The sequence below is a fragment of the Paenibacillus polysaccharolyticus genome (assembly GCF_023714295.1).
GTDB classification, from domain to species: domain Bacteria; phylum Bacillota; class Bacilli; order Paenibacillales; family Paenibacillaceae; genus Paenibacillus; species Paenibacillus polysaccharolyticus_A.
The window spans coordinates 26,270-42,772 of sequence record NZ_JAMAUN010000009.1 but is presented as its reverse complement, the minus strand read 5'-3'; the positions used below and the strand labels follow the sequence as shown (position 1 = coordinate 42,772).

12 protein-coding genes are annotated in these 16,503 nt (G+C 46.5%); 4 read left to right on the top strand and 8 right to left on the bottom strand.

Annotated elements, in window-relative coordinates:
• Window positions 1-6: 6 nt before the first annotated feature.
• From M3629_RS19790 to M3629_RS19765, 6 genes are all read right to left on the bottom strand, one after another.
• The gene (locus M3629_RS19790) at window positions 7-1,143 is read right to left on the bottom strand and encodes a glycoside hydrolase family 88 protein (protein WP_251509712.1); all 1,137 of its coding nucleotides are present in this window, start codon (window positions 1,141-1,143) and stop codon (window positions 7-9) included.
• 18 nt (window positions 1,144-1,161) lie between these two features.
• A complete protein-coding gene (locus tag M3629_RS19785) occupies window positions 1,162-3,153 on the bottom strand; it encodes a glycosyl hydrolase (protein ID WP_251509711.1) in 1,992 nt (663 codons plus the stop codon).
• Complete coding sequence (locus tag M3629_RS19780) at window positions 3,110-5,347, bottom strand: heparinase II/III family protein (RefSeq protein WP_251509710.1); 2,238 nt, start codon at window positions 5,345-5,347, stop codon at window positions 3,110-3,112. Before M3629_RS19780 ends, M3629_RS19785 begins: the two co-directional genes overlap by 44 nt.
• A gap of 38 nt (window positions 5,348-5,385) precedes the next feature.
• Window positions 5,386-6,042, bottom strand: a complete 657-nt coding sequence (locus tag M3629_RS19775) for an SGNH/GDSL hydrolase family protein (RefSeq protein ID WP_251509855.1) — start codon at window positions 6,040-6,042, stop codon at window positions 5,386-5,388.
• A gap of 146 nt (window positions 6,043-6,188) precedes the next feature.
• Complete coding sequence (locus M3629_RS19770) at window positions 6,189-6,518, bottom strand: AzlD domain-containing protein (protein WP_251509709.1); 330 nt, start codon at window positions 6,516-6,518, stop codon at window positions 6,189-6,191.
• Window positions 6,509-7,183 (bottom strand): AzlC family ABC transporter permease, encoded by a 675-nt coding sequence (locus tag M3629_RS19765; protein ID WP_145334290.1) that lies wholly within the window; start codon window positions 7,181-7,183, stop codon window positions 6,509-6,511. The genes M3629_RS19770 and M3629_RS19765 overlap by 10 nt, the downstream gene beginning before the upstream one ends.
• Window positions 7,184-7,421: 238 nt before the next feature.
• On the opposite strand from M3629_RS19765, the gene M3629_RS19760 reads away from it, so the two are divergent.
• The 4 genes from M3629_RS19760 (at window position 7,422) to M3629_RS19745 (ending at window position 12,405) form a co-directional block, all read left to right on the top strand.
• Window positions 7,422-9,422: a methyl-accepting chemotaxis protein gene (locus tag M3629_RS19760; RefSeq protein WP_251509708.1), complete on the top strand. Its 2,001-nt coding sequence runs from the start codon at window positions 7,422-7,424 to the stop codon at window positions 9,420-9,422.
• 853 nt (window positions 9,423-10,275) lie between these two features.
• Window positions 10,276-10,947: an NAD-dependent epimerase/dehydratase family protein gene (locus tag M3629_RS19755; RefSeq protein ID WP_251509707.1), complete on the top strand. Its 672-nt coding sequence runs from the start codon at window positions 10,276-10,278 to the stop codon at window positions 10,945-10,947.
• Between the two features lie 73 nt (window positions 10,948-11,020).
• Window positions 11,021-11,593 (top strand): TetR/AcrR family transcriptional regulator, encoded by a 573-nt coding sequence (locus M3629_RS19750; RefSeq protein ID WP_251509706.1) that lies wholly within the window; start codon window positions 11,021-11,023, stop codon window positions 11,591-11,593.
• A gap of 140 nt (window positions 11,594-11,733) precedes the next feature.
• Window positions 11,734-12,405, top strand: a complete 672-nt coding sequence (locus tag M3629_RS19745; RefSeq protein WP_251509705.1) for an NAD-dependent epimerase/dehydratase family protein — start codon at window positions 11,734-11,736, stop codon at window positions 12,403-12,405.
• Between the two features lie 171 nt (window positions 12,406-12,576).
• On the opposite strand, the gene M3629_RS19740 is transcribed toward M3629_RS19745, so the two are convergent.
• Both M3629_RS19740 and M3629_RS19735 read right to left on the bottom strand, forming a co-directional pair.
• Window positions 12,577-13,845 (bottom strand): DUF2087 domain-containing protein, encoded by a 1,269-nt coding sequence (locus M3629_RS19740; protein ID WP_251509704.1) that lies wholly within the window; start codon window positions 13,843-13,845, stop codon window positions 12,577-12,579.
• A gap of 286 nt (window positions 13,846-14,131) precedes the next feature.
• Entirely contained in the window at window positions 14,132-16,105 is a 1,974-nt protein-coding gene (locus M3629_RS19735) for a methyl-accepting chemotaxis protein (RefSeq protein WP_251509703.1), read from the bottom strand.
• Window positions 16,106-16,503: the final 398 nt, after the last annotated feature.

Here is a 16,503-nt window from a genome sequence, read left to right as displayed (position 1 = left end):
TCTTAGTTAAAATAACCCCTCGTTTCCACGCAGCTTCGCGAGCGCCTCCATATAAAAGTAATCGCCGTAAATAATCGGAACATTAATTCCCCGTCCTTCCGGGTAATGCACCGTTCCCTGCATAATCAACCCTTCTTCCGCTACAGATTCAGCAGGGCTGTAGCGCTCATACAAGCCGCGGACGATGCACTCTCCCGCGGCAGCGTAGATTTGCCCGCGTGGCGACAGCTTCGCGAGCTCAAGTAGGCCGCTCGCGGCAATCGCCGCAGCGGACGAGTCCCACGCCGCCTGATGCTCCGCAGGCGCGCGGAAATCCCACACCGGCACGATGTCTTCGCCAAGCATGGCGAGGAAGAAATCGGCCGCCCGCTCCGCTGTCTCCAGATATCGGGCTTCGCCCGTATACCGGAAAGACAGCGCAAACCCGTGCAACGCCCAGGCGGTTCCCCGCGCCCAGGCGGACCCGGGAGCATGGCCTTGGCCGCCATGCTCCCGCAGCTTCTGCCCCGTGTGTGGATCAAACTCCACCACGTGGCAGATGGACCCGTCTGCGCGTACGAATTCACGCGCCACGGTGTCCGCATGCGTTTCCGCCAGCCATCGGAAGCGAGGATCGCCGCTCTGCTCGGATGCCCAGTAGAGCAGCGGCAGGTTCATCATGCTGTCGATGATGGCAACGCCGCGCGTGTCCATCACCGACGAGCCGAAGTTCCATGCGCGGATGAACTCACCGCGCACGTGAAAGCGGGCAGCGAGCAGATTCGCGGCAAGCATGCCGCGGCGGCGCCCATCCTCGCTGCCCATCTGGCGATAGCTGGCTACGCCACTAAGCAGCCAGATGAAACCCAGATCGTGATCCACCAGGTCTGGATCACTCAGACAATCTTCGAGCTGTCGCTCACAGCTAGCGGCGATATGCCGCAGATCCGCGGCCGCTTCATGCCGCGGATCATCCCGGTATACTAGCCACAACAGTCCGGGCCAGAAACCGGCTGTCCACCATTCCGGATCATTTTTGTCGTACACACCCTGCGGTGAAATATGAGGAAAGGTATCCTGGATTCGTTTCGCATTTCGAATCGTCTTGTGAACCCCTTGCTGCCATGCTTCCTCCAGCCATGTTGCGGATGTTGAGGTATTCATGATCATGTCCTCCTGTTCCTATGTGAGATCGCGTCCCAATCGAATAGTGAATGTCAGTTGCTGTGCATCGTAAACTTCCATCCGCGCTTGCTTGAGCAGCCCGTTGCGTGAAGCCACTTCCTGTGGATTCAGCTGAATCACAGCTTTTACATCTTGAATTGTCGATTCAACGTATGCTCCCAGGTACGTTGTGCGCACACTGCGCTCCGTATAGGTAATCATAGCCTGCTCCCGACCATCGCTAAACATCAGTGGAATCACAGCTCCCACCGCCTCAATCTCACCCTCAAATATATACGTCACCACCAGTTCATCTGCTCGTTGCACATAACGGGTAATGATAGATCGCATCCCAGGTAAAGGCCCCGTCCAGGTAATTTCAAAATCATTCTCCGTTGTATTCAACATGGCTTTCTCAGCAGTGCTCTTCACAATATTTGAACCAACTGCTGACACGGTTTCTTGTAGCTCATGATCCGCCGAACTCTCACCCATCCGGGTCGCCATTTTAAATATGATTGAACCGCCACCGTGTGCCGGATCAATTCCCGCATCACGGTCATACTCACTACCCGATGGTATGCCCTCGGCCAGACTATGCCACACCCCATCCGTTGTCTTCCAAGCGGGGCAATAACTCAAAGGCTGCACAACACCTTCAGCAAATTCCGTAAATCCTGCCTGTATGTGACTGGCTGCGGACGGGCCTATTAATCCCGGCAGACCTGCCTGTTGCACTCGTACCAGCCCCGGAATCGTATACGGGTCATTCAGCGCAGTGTGCAAAACCAACTGCTGGCCTGGCACAGAGGCCAGCACGGTTTCGAACCAGCCATCCGTCTGTAGTACCCTGTTTCCAATCTCGGAAGGGAGATAGGATAGCACAATCCCCTCATCTGAAGCACGAAGACAGGCATGTGCCAGCGCGGCTGCCGTCCACAGATTGTAACAGGTGTGATTGGTGTATACTTCATAACCGTGACGTTTCTCAGGCGCATATTCGTTGCGTACAATCTTCAAACGTCCATCCGGCATCAACCAGCGCTCTACGGCTTCAAAACAACGATTTTCCGCTCGTGCAAACGCCCCGGCCATCACCGAGTCCCCGGCCTGCATCGCCAGCTTGGCGTGTACCGAGCAAACATATGCCGCCGCTGCTTCATTCCATTGGTGCTGGGAGCTGCGACCACGCGGCGGTATTTCTCCCAGCGGAGACAACATCAGCAGTGAGCTGAACGCACCATGATTCAGCTTCTCTCGTAATGCATCTGCGGCTGCCCCTTCATAACCTCCATCAAGTATCACTTCAAGATGATAGCGGGTAGCGATATCATAGGAAAACGGACAATTCGGCCGATCCAGCGGACCGTCCTGATACAGACCGAGCGGAGTAAAGCGTGGCAGATGGTATGCTTCCAGATAACGATCCATCCACGTTGTACCCTCAATCGCAAGATGTTCGCTCCATCGCAGATACTCACCCGAGATCATAATGGCATTCCAGTTAATCATGCGATTGGCATTATTCATCTTACTCATCGTAAATACATAATCGTTCTCCGGATCAATCGTCCGAAGTGCCTCGGCCCAGATGGCGGCCTGATCGGGTAGATGAGACTTTAGCAACATGTATGCCCGCATCATCAGTACAGGAAAAAAATCCGGATGATTGTCCGGCGCACTGCCGCTTACCACCGCATCAATGCTATGGGACAGAGCTGCCGATGCGGAATCGAGCAGCTCCATGTGCCCTGCATCCACCAGTACTGCAGCTGCCATAGCGTAGGCTGGGGTAGAATAGTACCGTTCCATGCCTGAGTACGGATCGATAATCGCACCGTTATTATCCTGATATTTCGTGTAAGCGCACACAATTCGTTTCACGAGTGCCAGCTTACGCTCCCTTTTCCAGCCATCTGCCGGTGCAGAGCCTGATTCAGCTGCTAATGTGCGATACCTTTCAAGTTCATTTTTCCATGGATATGTCGCTGTGGCTGTATAACGACTCACGCGGACTCACCTCGGTTTCTCCTTGATGGGGTTCAACAATAAAATCAACCTGACATACAATCTCTAGCGGAGCATCGTTGGCGGTTTCGGCATATTCAACTCGTTCATCCTCGCTCTTTGCCGCTGTAACTTCGTTCCCTTTCCAAACAAGTGATGTACGATAAAATGTAACAGGGACCTGATCGTGATCCACGGTATGCACAGCTTCTGTCTGCACCCGCCACAGGACAGCATCATAGTTCATGTACAGATTAGCCTGCGAAGCCTGCCACCGAAGTCTGCCTTCCTTTTCCATTGTCGGACCTACCCGGCTTATCCAGCGCTCAACGACTTGTGATTCAACATATGACTCGTTCAACGAAGCCTTTGCAGTATCCGCTTCTGTGTCCATCTTCCATTGGAATCTGTCTATAATCCGCAAGGTCGCCATATCTACATGCACACCCGGATCAGAAGGATTCCCCGTACTACAACAACTGCCGCCTCTTTCCTTAACTTCCATAGTCCCATTCATTCCAACATAATCTTGTCCAGCCTTCCAGCTCAGATGGCGTGTATACCTGTGCAATGCTGCTTCGGGATATGCCTGCGTCAGGTCGAACAAGGCCTGCATTTCACTTCCATCCGGCTCAAGCCTGAATTCCAGCAACTCGGCTTCAGCCTTTCTACCCGAACGCTGCTCGCAACCTCCGATCAGGGGCACGTTATGCCCGGCGGATGAGATATGCAGTAACTGCTCACGCCCTGGAGCAAAATACGCCTGAGTGTACAACCCTGCTCCAGGGTCACACAGTATATTTTCACCACCGCAATGGATAATCACTTGTCCCAGATCATTATGATTATGGGGTTCATCATTATGACCGCCTTTAAACGAACATGCCACCTGAACCCACTCCCGGTCTGAACACCGTCTGCTTGTCTCTCCTTGTACATTCGGCGGCATATGAAGGGCATGTTTAGCAACCATCCATTCCAGCTGTTGAAAAATAAACCCTCCATTCGCCTGCTCAGCCGCTTCTCGATGTATACGTTTATATACCTCCGGATCGCTCCACATCAAGTTCCGTAACAGATGTGCCCAGCGACGACAAGGATCTTCTGTCAGCCGAGGAATCCGCAGAGGCAAATCCACTTTCATTCCGAAACGTACAGCTAAAAGAGACAGGAGCCCCGAAGGTATCTCCTCATGCTCCGAGCTATCCGAATAATTGATAAATGTACCGCCCGACAGATGGATTCGTAGTGGAAATGCCGCTATCGCGGCTATTTTGGAACCTTCCAGCAAGTCCAACGCTCCCTCGGTGTAGTCCCGTAACATTTCGGCATAATAGACGAAATAACCGAAGCCATACACCCAGTACCCAATCCCTTCAGCACAACCGCCGTCCTCGCCATACCCGCTCAAGAATGCCTTCATACAGTTGATCGTCTGCCTGGTGGACTCCAGCAGCATCGCCTGATCCTCCAGCAATAACAGAGCAGCCATGCCGCAACATCCCCCACAGACAGCAGACCAGTTGTGATCGGCTATCTGCCAGTGATATGCCCTCTTTTCCCTGTATAACGGCGTAAAGATACGTCTCTCCGCCTCTTTACGTATCCGTTCAACAACCAGAGCATCGAGATGATGACGATGAAGTATCACAATCTCCGCAAGCATATGTACCGTCTCTGCCGCGAAGAGGTCGATATTGCCTGCTACCTGCTCCGCCTCTCCCGTTCCCAGATGTGCCGGAAGACACCACGTATATTCATCACATATCGCCCACAACATCTCTTCGAGAGCATGAACCATATGAGGGGTGCCAGCATCGAGAGCAAGCATGGCAACGGCTGCTAATCTACCGCGCCTTTCGAAGTATACCTGCTCGTAGGCTTTGCGTTCTCCCGCCCTGCCGAACTGTCGAAACAGTTGGAATGTCAGAAGAGGTAGCGGTTCTCTTAATGCTTGCTCTCCATACCTTCGTAAATCGGTGAGCATCTCAGCCAACTCGGGCCGGAACAATCTTTCCCGAAGTTCATCAGCCTTGAATCCTGCACCCTCTTGAACATGATTCCGATTGTTAATGTTAAGAAACACTTGCTGGATCTGCTCTTCGTCTGGCCAGTCGAGTACCTCAGATTCATCTAGAGCGTATCTTACACGCATTTCATGATGTTCGTTTCCGATTTCGTGATTAGAGCCTTGCAAAGGATTCACCACGCTTCACTAATGGAATTTAAGATAAGCTACACAATAGCAAGTGGAGATTGCTGCACCACAGACAACCACTGACGGGCAATTAGCTCATGACCTGCCGCAGTAGGATGAACGCCATCCCATAACCAGTATGAAGCATCGGCTTGCTCCAATGCCGCATTGAACGTTTGCTGTAGCGGGACCCACACCGCCCCGAAGTGCTCGGCCATTTCCCGAACCTGTTGCTGGTATTCGGCCATAAACTTCTCCCAGCCCTCCCATTTGTCCAGCGTTGCCCCCGTCTTTAGAATGAAAGGCTCCATCAGGACAAGTCCAGTCTCCGGTATAACTTCCCGTGTTTCCTCAAGCAAGTGACGATACGCCCGGGCAAAACGATCTGTATATCCTCTTGGTTCATCATTCATGAAACGCCAAGCATCGTTGACCCCAATCAGGATACTGATCAGATCCGGTTTCAGACTATATGTGTCTTCATTCCAGCGTGCATACAGATCGGATGCCCGATTTCCGCTAATGCCTCGGTTATAGAACGTCTTTTGCTTACTCGCCAGCTCCATGCCTAGTCTGCTTGAGATCAAATACGCGTACCCATGACCGAGGACATGATTCAGATCCTCATCACGTGATCTTCCTCCGTCGGTAATGGAATCCCCTTGAAACAAAATCGTCGATGGACTTGGTTTCATCTTAGACATCGTTCCTTTCGCTCAAAATAAATGATGAAATTCTAATGATTTATCCATGGCCATAATAGACTACTTCATGCCGCTTTCTCCATCTTATCCCTTTTAGGTTCATTAGAAAATAGCGTTTTCATCACGATCCCGTCATTCTATCCCATGAGGTAACGTAGTATCATCATCGATACAATACCAACCAGCACCGTACCAAGCAGACTGCGTGTCCAGATGGCTACAGCCACTGTCGGCAATGCTGCCCATAAGGCGGCATTTTCTGTAATCGGCACCAGTCGATTGCCTGACATAAACAACTCCTGACCAATAAGTGAGGCCATGACGGCAACAGGCACATATTCGAGCCAGCGCATCAGCCACACCGGAATCTGTATTTTACTGAAGAGCATAAGCGGCAATACCCGGGGGACAAACGTGAGTAGTGCCGAGCCCATAATAATCCAGAATACATCCCATCTTACTTCCATCGTTCCATAAACACTCCCATCGTTGCTGCAACCACTGCCGCTATGATAATACTCAGACTACCTAGTGAAGCCATGCTTGCTAATATGACACACACGACCGCAATGATTGCTACATTGATATGTATTTTTTTGCTTTTGCGATGTACCAACTGAAGCACGATTAGACCGATAAACATCGCTGGCAACGCATAATCCAGTCCAAACCGATCCGGGTTCGTGATCCAGCGTCCAAAGTACGCTCCCGCCATGTTCGCAACAAACCAGTTTAAATATGCCGTAATATTCAGACCGTGCATCCAGCGCTCACTGAGCGTTTTTCTGCCGATTGCACGTGTCATCGCCACACCGAATGACTCATCCGTAAGCAGTGAGCCAATCCACATATTTTTAAGCGGTGTCAGATGTCTGAAATACGGAGATACGGCTGCGCTAAGCAACAGATGACGCAGATTCACAAAAAATATAGTGAAGATGATCGCTAATGCCGATCCATTGGAAGCCAGCATCCCTGCTGCAATGAACTGGGCAGAACCTGCATACAAAATCAGGCTCAACAATGCGGTTTCGGCAAAACTGAGACCTGCAGTCATCTCGATGACCCCCGCTGCAAATCCAATACTTAAGTATCCAAGCAGGGTAGGCACACAATCTCGAACCCCCTGCATAAATGTTGCTTTATCCTGGATTTCCACACTTTTTTCATGTGCAGATAATCTTGGTGCACTTTCATTCAACTCTCGCACAACTCCTCTCTAATTTTAATCACTGTCAGCCGATATATATCGATACATACCATTCTGGGTCACAGACTTTGAGTAATGAATACAGAATTGGTTTGCATTAACTTAGAAATATACCATATTTTATGTCAGTTCGGGAGAGTTGACAGGGGGAGAATGTACTATGAAGAAAGTGAAGCAGCCAAAGGGGAAACGAACGTTACAGATGAGAGAGAAACTGATACTTTCATTTGCTATCGTGCTGCTGATCCCGACGATCAGTTTAGGCATCATTTCATTCCAGACAGCGGCTACCAAGGTCGAAGAAAAAATGTTTGAGAATGCCAACAGTAGCGTGAGTGTACTGAATCAGACCATTGACCAGATTATTGGGGCTACACGTAAAAATGTAGACTTCCTGGCAAGTCAGCTGGATGCTGGTAATGTGGGTCCGGTTCAAGGGGACGAAACGAAAACGATTCGTACCTTACTTGATGCTTACAAAGATACCCACAATGACGTGGAACTTGCTTCCGTCGGAACGGATAAAGGTGTCTATATCAACTCCCCAGTCACCGCTGTAAACAAGCCGGGATATGATCCCCGTGAACGTCCTTGGTTTAAAGCTGCTTCGGAGAACAAAGACGTGCCAACTGTAATTACACCTTACATCTCAAGCAATACAGGTAACGTGGTTGCTTCGGTCGCTCAGACGACCGGTGACGGTCATGGTGTTGTTTCGGTCAGTCTGTCCCTTGAAGCTCTTTCCCAGACGGTAAACTCCACGAAAATCGGGCAAAGAGGATATATCTATATTATCGATAATGCGAATAAAATCATCGTGCATCCAACCGAAAAACCAGGTACCGAAGGCACGATGGAGCCCTATAAACAAATTTTTGACCAAAAAAATGGCGATCTGCAGTATACGTTGAACGGAAAAAGTGAGCATGCTTTCTTCGTAACTAATGAAACGACAGGCTGGACAGTCGTCGGTGTTATTGATAACGACGAAGTTACGGAAACCGTTCGTCCAATCCTGTACACTACCCTGATTGTTATTGCGATTGCTGTAGTTGTCAGCTCCATCATTATTTTCTGGATTGTACAAGCCATTACGAAACCGCTCAATCGCCTTGTCAAAGCCTCCAACGAAATCAGCGATGGAAATCTGACCATTGAGGTTGCTGTGCACGGTCAGGATGAATTTGGCAAACTCAGCAACAGCTTTAACAAAATGAGTCAATCTTTACGAACAGTCATTCAGGATGTGCGTAATACAGCTGACGAGCTTACAACATCTTCTACACAGCTTGCCATCAATTCGTCCGAGACAACCAAAGCTACGGAGCAAGTGGCCCTTATTACAGAACAGTCAGCAGCTGGCATTGAAAAGCAGGCAAACAGCCTGAAACATACCGCACAACAGATGAATGAACTTGCCGGAGGGGTTGGACAAGTAACGAACAGTACACAGCAAGTGTCCGAAGCCGCGATGCAAGCAAGCGAACTCGCGCAACAAGGGAACTCGACGATTAAAACGGCTGTATCGGAGATGAGCTCCATCCAGCATTTCGTACAAGGGATCGCTGAGACGGCCACAAGACTGGATCAGCATTCCAGCTCCATCGGTGAGATGGTCTCTGTCATTACGGATATCGCAGCCCAAACCAACCTGCTTGCGCTGAATGCTTCCATTGAAGCAGCTCGTGCAGGCGAGCATGGACGTGGATTCTCCGTTGTAGCAAGTGAAGTTCGCAAACTGGCCGAGCAGTCCAGCGAATCCGGTCAGAAGATTGTAGAGATGGTCGCATCCATTCAACAAGAAATCTCCAGAGCGAACGAGAATGTTCGTCTGGGACAAAAAGATGTAGACAGCGGCATCCGAGCTGTACAATTTGCCGATGATGCATTTGTGCAGATTAGCGAGGCCGTTGGGGTGGTCAATCAGCAGCTTGAAAATATCGCAGCGGCATCAGAAGAGATGTCTGCCAGCACAGCAGAAGTGGTGCAGTCTATCGACCACATTCATACCATCTCGGAAACCAATGCCGATGGCACAGAGAATATCTCCGCTGCAACGGAAGAGCAAGTGGCGTCCATGCAGGAAATCTCATCCTCTGCCGATTCCCTTGCGCATCTGGCTAATAAGCTGCAGAAGCTGGTGGAGCAATTCAAGCTGTAATGGACAACCAATGCAAATCTTTCGCCATCTAGCGAATATATTAGAGCACATCACCACAAAAAATCCCTTTGCTGATTTAACGGCAAAGGGATTTTTTATGGGATAGTCATACATACTCACTACTTACTTCTTGTTGCTTGCTTACTTGCTTATTACTATGGCTAAATCTCAATATTCCGCCCAGATGTGACTGCCCTGCATCGCCTGATCTAGCTGGATAATTTTTTAACGATTCTCAGGGAAGCTTATTTAGTAAAAATAAAGAGAAAATGGACGGATATCGTGTGTTTCAGTGAAATAAGGTTTCTGGTAATCGTTACATTTCCAGAAAACCAGTCATGTATTATGATATTTAATGAAGCGCAAAATCTACTAAAGACGGTCCTAATCCATCTATCGGTTACATGAATCGGGATCGTCTTTTGTAATCGAAGTCCTTCAGCACCTCTTTGGTTGTTGACAATAACTGAACGTTCATTTAATATAGGCTCGTGAGACATAAAAGATGAAAAATGAACCAAGCTAATTCGATTTCACAATCCGGTTGAATAATGACGTTAAAAATAGCTAAACGGCTAATCTTGTGAATGTAAATAAACTACAATTTAAAAGGAATTTGAGCTCATATTCTACTGAGCTGGTGATGCCATTAGTCAATAATGGCATTTATCCTTCTATTAATTAAATAAACATTCATTTAATTAATAGTCTGGAAGTGAATATAGAACGACGTTCATAATAGCCAAAATGACTTCCTCATCGTTTAAATCTATGCATATGTAGAGGACATTAAAATTAGGAATAAGCATTTCCCTCTAACGAGAGTCGGCTTTTTAAAGAAAGGATGGCAGCAATGAAGGTGATTTTATATGGTGTAACGGGTATGATGGGTCAGTCAGCATTAAGAGAAAGTTTACGCGATCCAGAGGTGGAACAAATATTAGCGATTGTACGTAAACCAACAACTAACCAACATGTCAAATATCAAGAAATTGTGTTACCGGATATTTCTGATCTCTCCTCAATTCAGGAAAAAGTGACGGGATATGATGCATGCCTTTATTTAATTGGTGTTTCATCAGCTGATGTGTCAGAGGCTGACTATATCCATATCACCTATGAAATGACAATAAAAGTAGCCTCTCAATTAATCAGACTCAATCCTGATATGAAAATGATTTATATTACGGGAATGGGAGCAGATAGTACGGAGCAAGGAAAAAAAATGTGGGCTCGCATAGAAGGAAAAACGGAAAATGCGTTACTTCGCCTGCCTTTCAAAGGAGCGTATATGTTACGCCCGTTAGTTATTTTACCTATGCATGGTGTTCGTTCAAAAGTAACACTTCATCGTATCCTATACAATATATTAAAACCTTTGAATCCGTTGTTAAAACGAATGAAATCAGTTATAACATCTGAACAATTAGGTCAGGTTATTTTACATTTAGCCAAAACAGGAACAACAAAAGAAGTGTTGGAGAAAGAACAGTTAAAAGAAATGGCGTTATCGATTCAAAGATAAGATGTATTAGAAACTTAGCACACAAAAAACCGTTGCCGTTGACAATAACCGAACGTTCATTTAATATAAATTCATGAGACATAAAGATGAAAAAAAGAACCAAGCTATTTTCGATTCTACAATCCAGTTGATTAATGAAGTTGGATTCTCCGATCTCTCCATGTCAAAAATAGCGAAGCGAGCTAACCTTTCTCCTGCTACTATTTATACTTATTACGAAAATAAAGAAGATTTGCTAGTCAAACTGTATCTGGATGTAAAGGAAAAGTTGAGCAGAAGTATGTTGCATGGTATTCATGAAGAATTGGATACTAAAGAAATCTGCTATATCTTCATGAAGAACTCATTAGAATTCATGATGGAAAACAAAGATTGGTTTCTTTTCTTAGAACAGTTTACAGCATCACCATTTATGAACAAGTTATGTATGGCTGATACTGCTCCCATGTTTGAAAACTTGTACCGTTATTTTGAACGAGGGATTAGCAATGGCTCTTTAAAAAATGCGAAAGCGGAGTTAATTATCTCATATTGTTATTTCCCTATTGTTCAGCTTGCAAAGGAATATTATGAAGGTATATACACTACAATTGAAAAGGAATTTGAGCTCATATTTTCACTGAGCTGGGATGCCATTAGTCAATAATGGCATTTATTATATTTTTTAATTAAACGATCATTCATTTAATTAATAATAAGAAAGTTAATATAGAAAGAACGTTGAAGTTCTTAATATCCACAGTGATTCTAACGAGAGTCCGTTTTTTCAAAGAAAGGATGGTAGCAATGAAGGTGATTATATATGGTGTAACAGGTATGATCGGTCAGTTAGCATTAAGAGAAAGTTTACGCGATCCAGAGGTTGAACATGTATTAGCAATTGTACGTAAACCAACAACCAACCAACATGAGAAATATCAAGAAATAGTGTTACCAGATATTTCGGATCTTTCTCAAATTCAGGATAAAGTAACGGGATATGATGCTTGTTTTTATTTAATTGGTGTTAGATCAGCTGGTATGTCAGAGGCTGACTATATTCATATCACCTATGAATTGACGATAAAAGCAGCCTCTCAATTAGTCAAACTTAATCCCGATATGAAAATGATTTATATTACGGGAATGGGAGTAGATAGTACGGAGCAAGGACCAGAACTATGGGCCCGTGTGGAAGGAAAAACGGAAAATGCGTTACTTCGCCTACCTTTCAAAGGAGCATATATGTTACGCCCATTAGTTATTTTACCCATGCACGGTATTCGTTCAAAAACAGCACTTTATCGTATCCTATCCAATGTATTAAAACCTTTGCATCCGTTGCTAAAACGAATGAAGTGGGCTATAACATCTGAACAATTGGGTCAGGTTATTGTACATTTAGCCAAAATCGGAACAACTAAAGAAGTGGTAGAAAATGAAAAGATAAAAGAAATGGCGTTATCCATTCAAAAATAAGATGTGTTAGAAAATTGAACTAACGAAGGCCCTATTGGATTGCATCTGTTATGCTAATCTGCCCGTTAGGTGCTAATCGCCTGGTCATGAAGCAGAAGAATCTAGTTATTTTCCAATATTAATATGTTAAGTTTGTAGTGTTCAATACTGAAAGTGAACTCTATTTACCTACTAATTCGATGGTTTTGGCTCCCCGTGGTATCCACGATCTCCGTAAGGCTCCAGCTTCTCAAACCAGCTTTCCAGACATTTGGCCAGCGCATCCTTCGGATCGGCGTAGGGATTGTCATCCTTTTTCATGACTTCTAATACCTCAATCGTAAATGCACTCTCACCGTATTCATTCCACTCTGCCTGCAAACGTCGATTCAGATGGCTTCCCATCTGCAGCATAAATTGCTGCCCATTAATGGTCTTCAGATTAGGCGTGCTGTCGATATACACTTTGCCGTTTCGCTCATTCCGAATTTGATAAACGCCTGCTTCTGTTTTGACTTCTTTGGCTTGCTCTTGTAACTCTTTGCGTCGGTTCATGCTTTTCTCTCCTTTACCTGCTCTTTCTTCTGGAACTTGCTGTTCCATGGTTAGGGATTCAGCTGAGTTATCTGTTAATTTGGCTGATGATCCTTTCGGCTGTTTCCCGTCCCCTCTACCGTTACCTTGTTCCTCTGCTACACTACCCAGCCAGTACTGGCTTCCATCCTCCTTTCGCTCTAACAGACCGTAATCCACCAGATATCTCCGAATCTCAACATAGTCAGCATGTACCTTCTCCAAGAGTGTGTTCACTTGTTTTTCGGTGTACTGACGCCGGGGTTCAAAACGTTTGGCAACCTCTGTGAGCACGATATACTTATGTTTTTGCTGCATATGGAACGTAGTCATTGGGCCGCTTATACCTTCGGGAAAATAGTTGCGCAGCACACGTTCCCGTTCCTCTTCCGATATTTCAAAGGAATGCTGATGAATCGTATGACCTTGTTTCATAATCGGCGACACCCATGTTGCCGGAGCATGCAGGTCTTTATTTTTCAACAGTTCCATTAACGCCAGAAATATTTTGGCCTGCCTCTCCTTTTCCTTCAAAACGAATCGATGGTTTCGAATGGTAGACGCACTGCCGATGCCCAGAGCCTGCTGCACTTCTGCATCCTTTTTCCCTTCATAGAACTGGGCCAGCAGACCTCGCTGTACATCCGACAATCCGGTCACACTTTTATCCAGCTCCAGCAAATATTCAAATACCGACCCGTGAACCTTCTCAATATGAACACCCATGTAACGAACCGCATCATAGAGCACACCTTCGTCAGGGTAAACAATTCCCGGTTCTGTTGTAAAACCGCAACAAATACAGGAATAGGCCATTCCTTCCTCCACATATCCGCGTTTGATCTCTTCCAGAGAGGCTGTCTGCAATCTTGAATCCGAGGCTTTCATCCTTCGCCGTCCTTTCTATCAATCATCTAATGTATTTTGATTTGTGAGTTATTTGGAGTTCCAAGTTAATTCTGTATTGATTCATAAGGGGAATTAATTCAAATCAATCAAAATTAGTTTATTTGTTTGTTTATTTATAGATATAATATAATTATGTTTGTTTATTGTCAAACTAACGAGATAGATTAGATATCTCAATCATAATCCAATCTCCTGCAAAAAAAGAAAAAAGACTGCCGGTTCAATTACCCCGACAGCCTTCATACCCGCGTTCATACTCCCTCAGTTACAATTTGAATCGTTCAATCATGCTCTGCAGATCCTCTGCCATGCGAGACAAGGCCGCTGAAGATGCCGCAACCTCCTCCATTGTAGCAAGCTGCTCCTGAGCAGCCGCCGATCCATCCTCGGTTCCCGCAGCAATCCGGTTAGAGAGAACCATCGTTTCGTTTACAGCTTTGTTCACATGTCCCATCCCTTGATCGATCTGACGGGAAGCTGCAGCCGCCTCTTCGGCCTGAGCTGCAACAGTTTGAACCGCATCACGAATCGTCTTGAAAACTTCTCCAGCCTCTGCGATCATTTGCGAGCTTCTCATCATACCTTCACCTGTGCGTGCGAAGGTAGACTGAACAGCATGAGTCTTCTCATGCATCTCGCGCATAAGCTCATTGATCCGCTCTGCCGAAGCACCTGAGCTGTTCGCAAGCATTTTCACTTCGTTAGCAACCACGGCAAATCCCAGGCCATGCTCGCCCGCTCTCGAAGCCTCGATGGAAGCATTCAATGCCAGAATGTTCGTCTGCTTGGCAATGGCTGTAATCTCCGCTACAATCTCCAGAATTTCATCATTTTTCGCTCGCAGATCTTCGATAACATCCTCCACAGCCTTGCTCTCATCGTTCACTTGCTTTATATGGGATACGGCCTCCTGCATCGTGACCATACCTGCTTCCGATTTGGAGGATGCTTCAATCGCAATACGCTCTGCGTCTCCGGCTCTTGCAGAAATCTCCTTCACGCCAAGCGACATCTCACCGACAAGCTGCTCTGTCGCTGCAAGACTTTCATTCTGCATCGTTGTTCCTGCAGCTGCATCTTGCATTAACTCGGCCACCTGCTCTGTTGCTTTGGAGGTCTGCTCGGAGCTTGCCATCAACTCTTCGGATGACGCTGCCAGTTGACTAGATGTATCATGCACCTCGCCCAGGACATTACGCAGCGAAGTTGTCATCATATCAAAACTATCACCAAGCTGACCGAACTCATCCTTGCGCCGCAGGCCTACGCGAACCGTCAGGTCTCCCGCACTTACTTGAGATGCCGCTTGCGTTAGCTGCTGCAGCGGACGATGAATGCTACGGATAATAAAGATCAACAACACAATACCTACAATAATTGCTACGCCTACAAGTGTAATCGCACGAATCATAATCGGTTGCACGGACTCTGCCGCTTCGGAGGGAATCATCTCGCCGACAATTTTCCAGCCCGTGGCCGTATTTGTGTAAAATACAGCTTCCATCGGTTGACCATCATATGTATAATTCACGGTTCCCCGATCTTTCGTATACATTTCGTTAATGTAACTTTGATCAGACTGAGTACCGGATTCAATCTTGTAATGAAACAAAAATTTCCCGCCATTATCCAGCATATACAGTTTGCCTGCTTTGCCAATATGAATCTGGTCTACCGTCTCCTTCAAATGATTCAAGCTTACATTGGCTCCAAAAACACCTTGCCCGTCTGCTAGCTTGGCGGCCGCTGTCACCACCCATTCCCCTGTCGTAGAAGACTGGTAAGTATCCGAGATGACTGGCTCCGATTGTGACATCGCCATTTTGTACCATGGACGTTCACGAGGATCATAAATCTGGTTTCCCGCATCAGGGGATTTCATCCAGCTTCCATCCTCCGCTCCAGCCGTAAGTACACCTAGTTCCTTATGGTTTTTGGACATCCGATCCATCTGAGCTTGAAGCGCAGGGCTCTTATTAATAATATCCTCGGAAGTAATTCCTGCTGCCATCTGTGCAGCATTGTCCTTCTCCATAATGAGCATCTGATCGATCTGCAGACTAAGCATTTCCGTTTTGGCCTCCGCAGAACGAGTAATCTCCATTCTAACCTGATCTGCTGCCTTAAGATAAGCAAGCCATCCTACACTAAGGCTGGGTACAATCAGGAATAAAAGAAATGCGGCAATCAGCCGCTTTTTTACCGTTAACGTAAACCATAATTGAAACCTTCCCTTCATTTTATGCCCTGTTTGAGGCTTTTTTTGAAGCCTTTTTTGAAGCCCTTTTCTCATTATCTATCTATCTCCCATCATTAAGATCAACTCTTTTTATCGGAAAGTTCACCGCGAAACATTATGCGTCTATATTAAAAAATCGTATTTTTAAGTGATCTGATTCTGTTACTTAGGTATACTCTCCTTTTGACCCCCTTGTTGGGATCGTTTACAATATTTATATAATGGTTTAATAAGAAACACTTGGAAGGAGAGGGCTCAAATCTTAGGCAAGCTTCACAAGCAACAATCTGTATCCAGTCGTCGCTATTCATCCACGCTGCGTATTTTACTCGCATTCATTCTATGTGCAGGTCCGATATTCGGGCTATCTAACAACACCACTGTTTCTGCAACGCAGA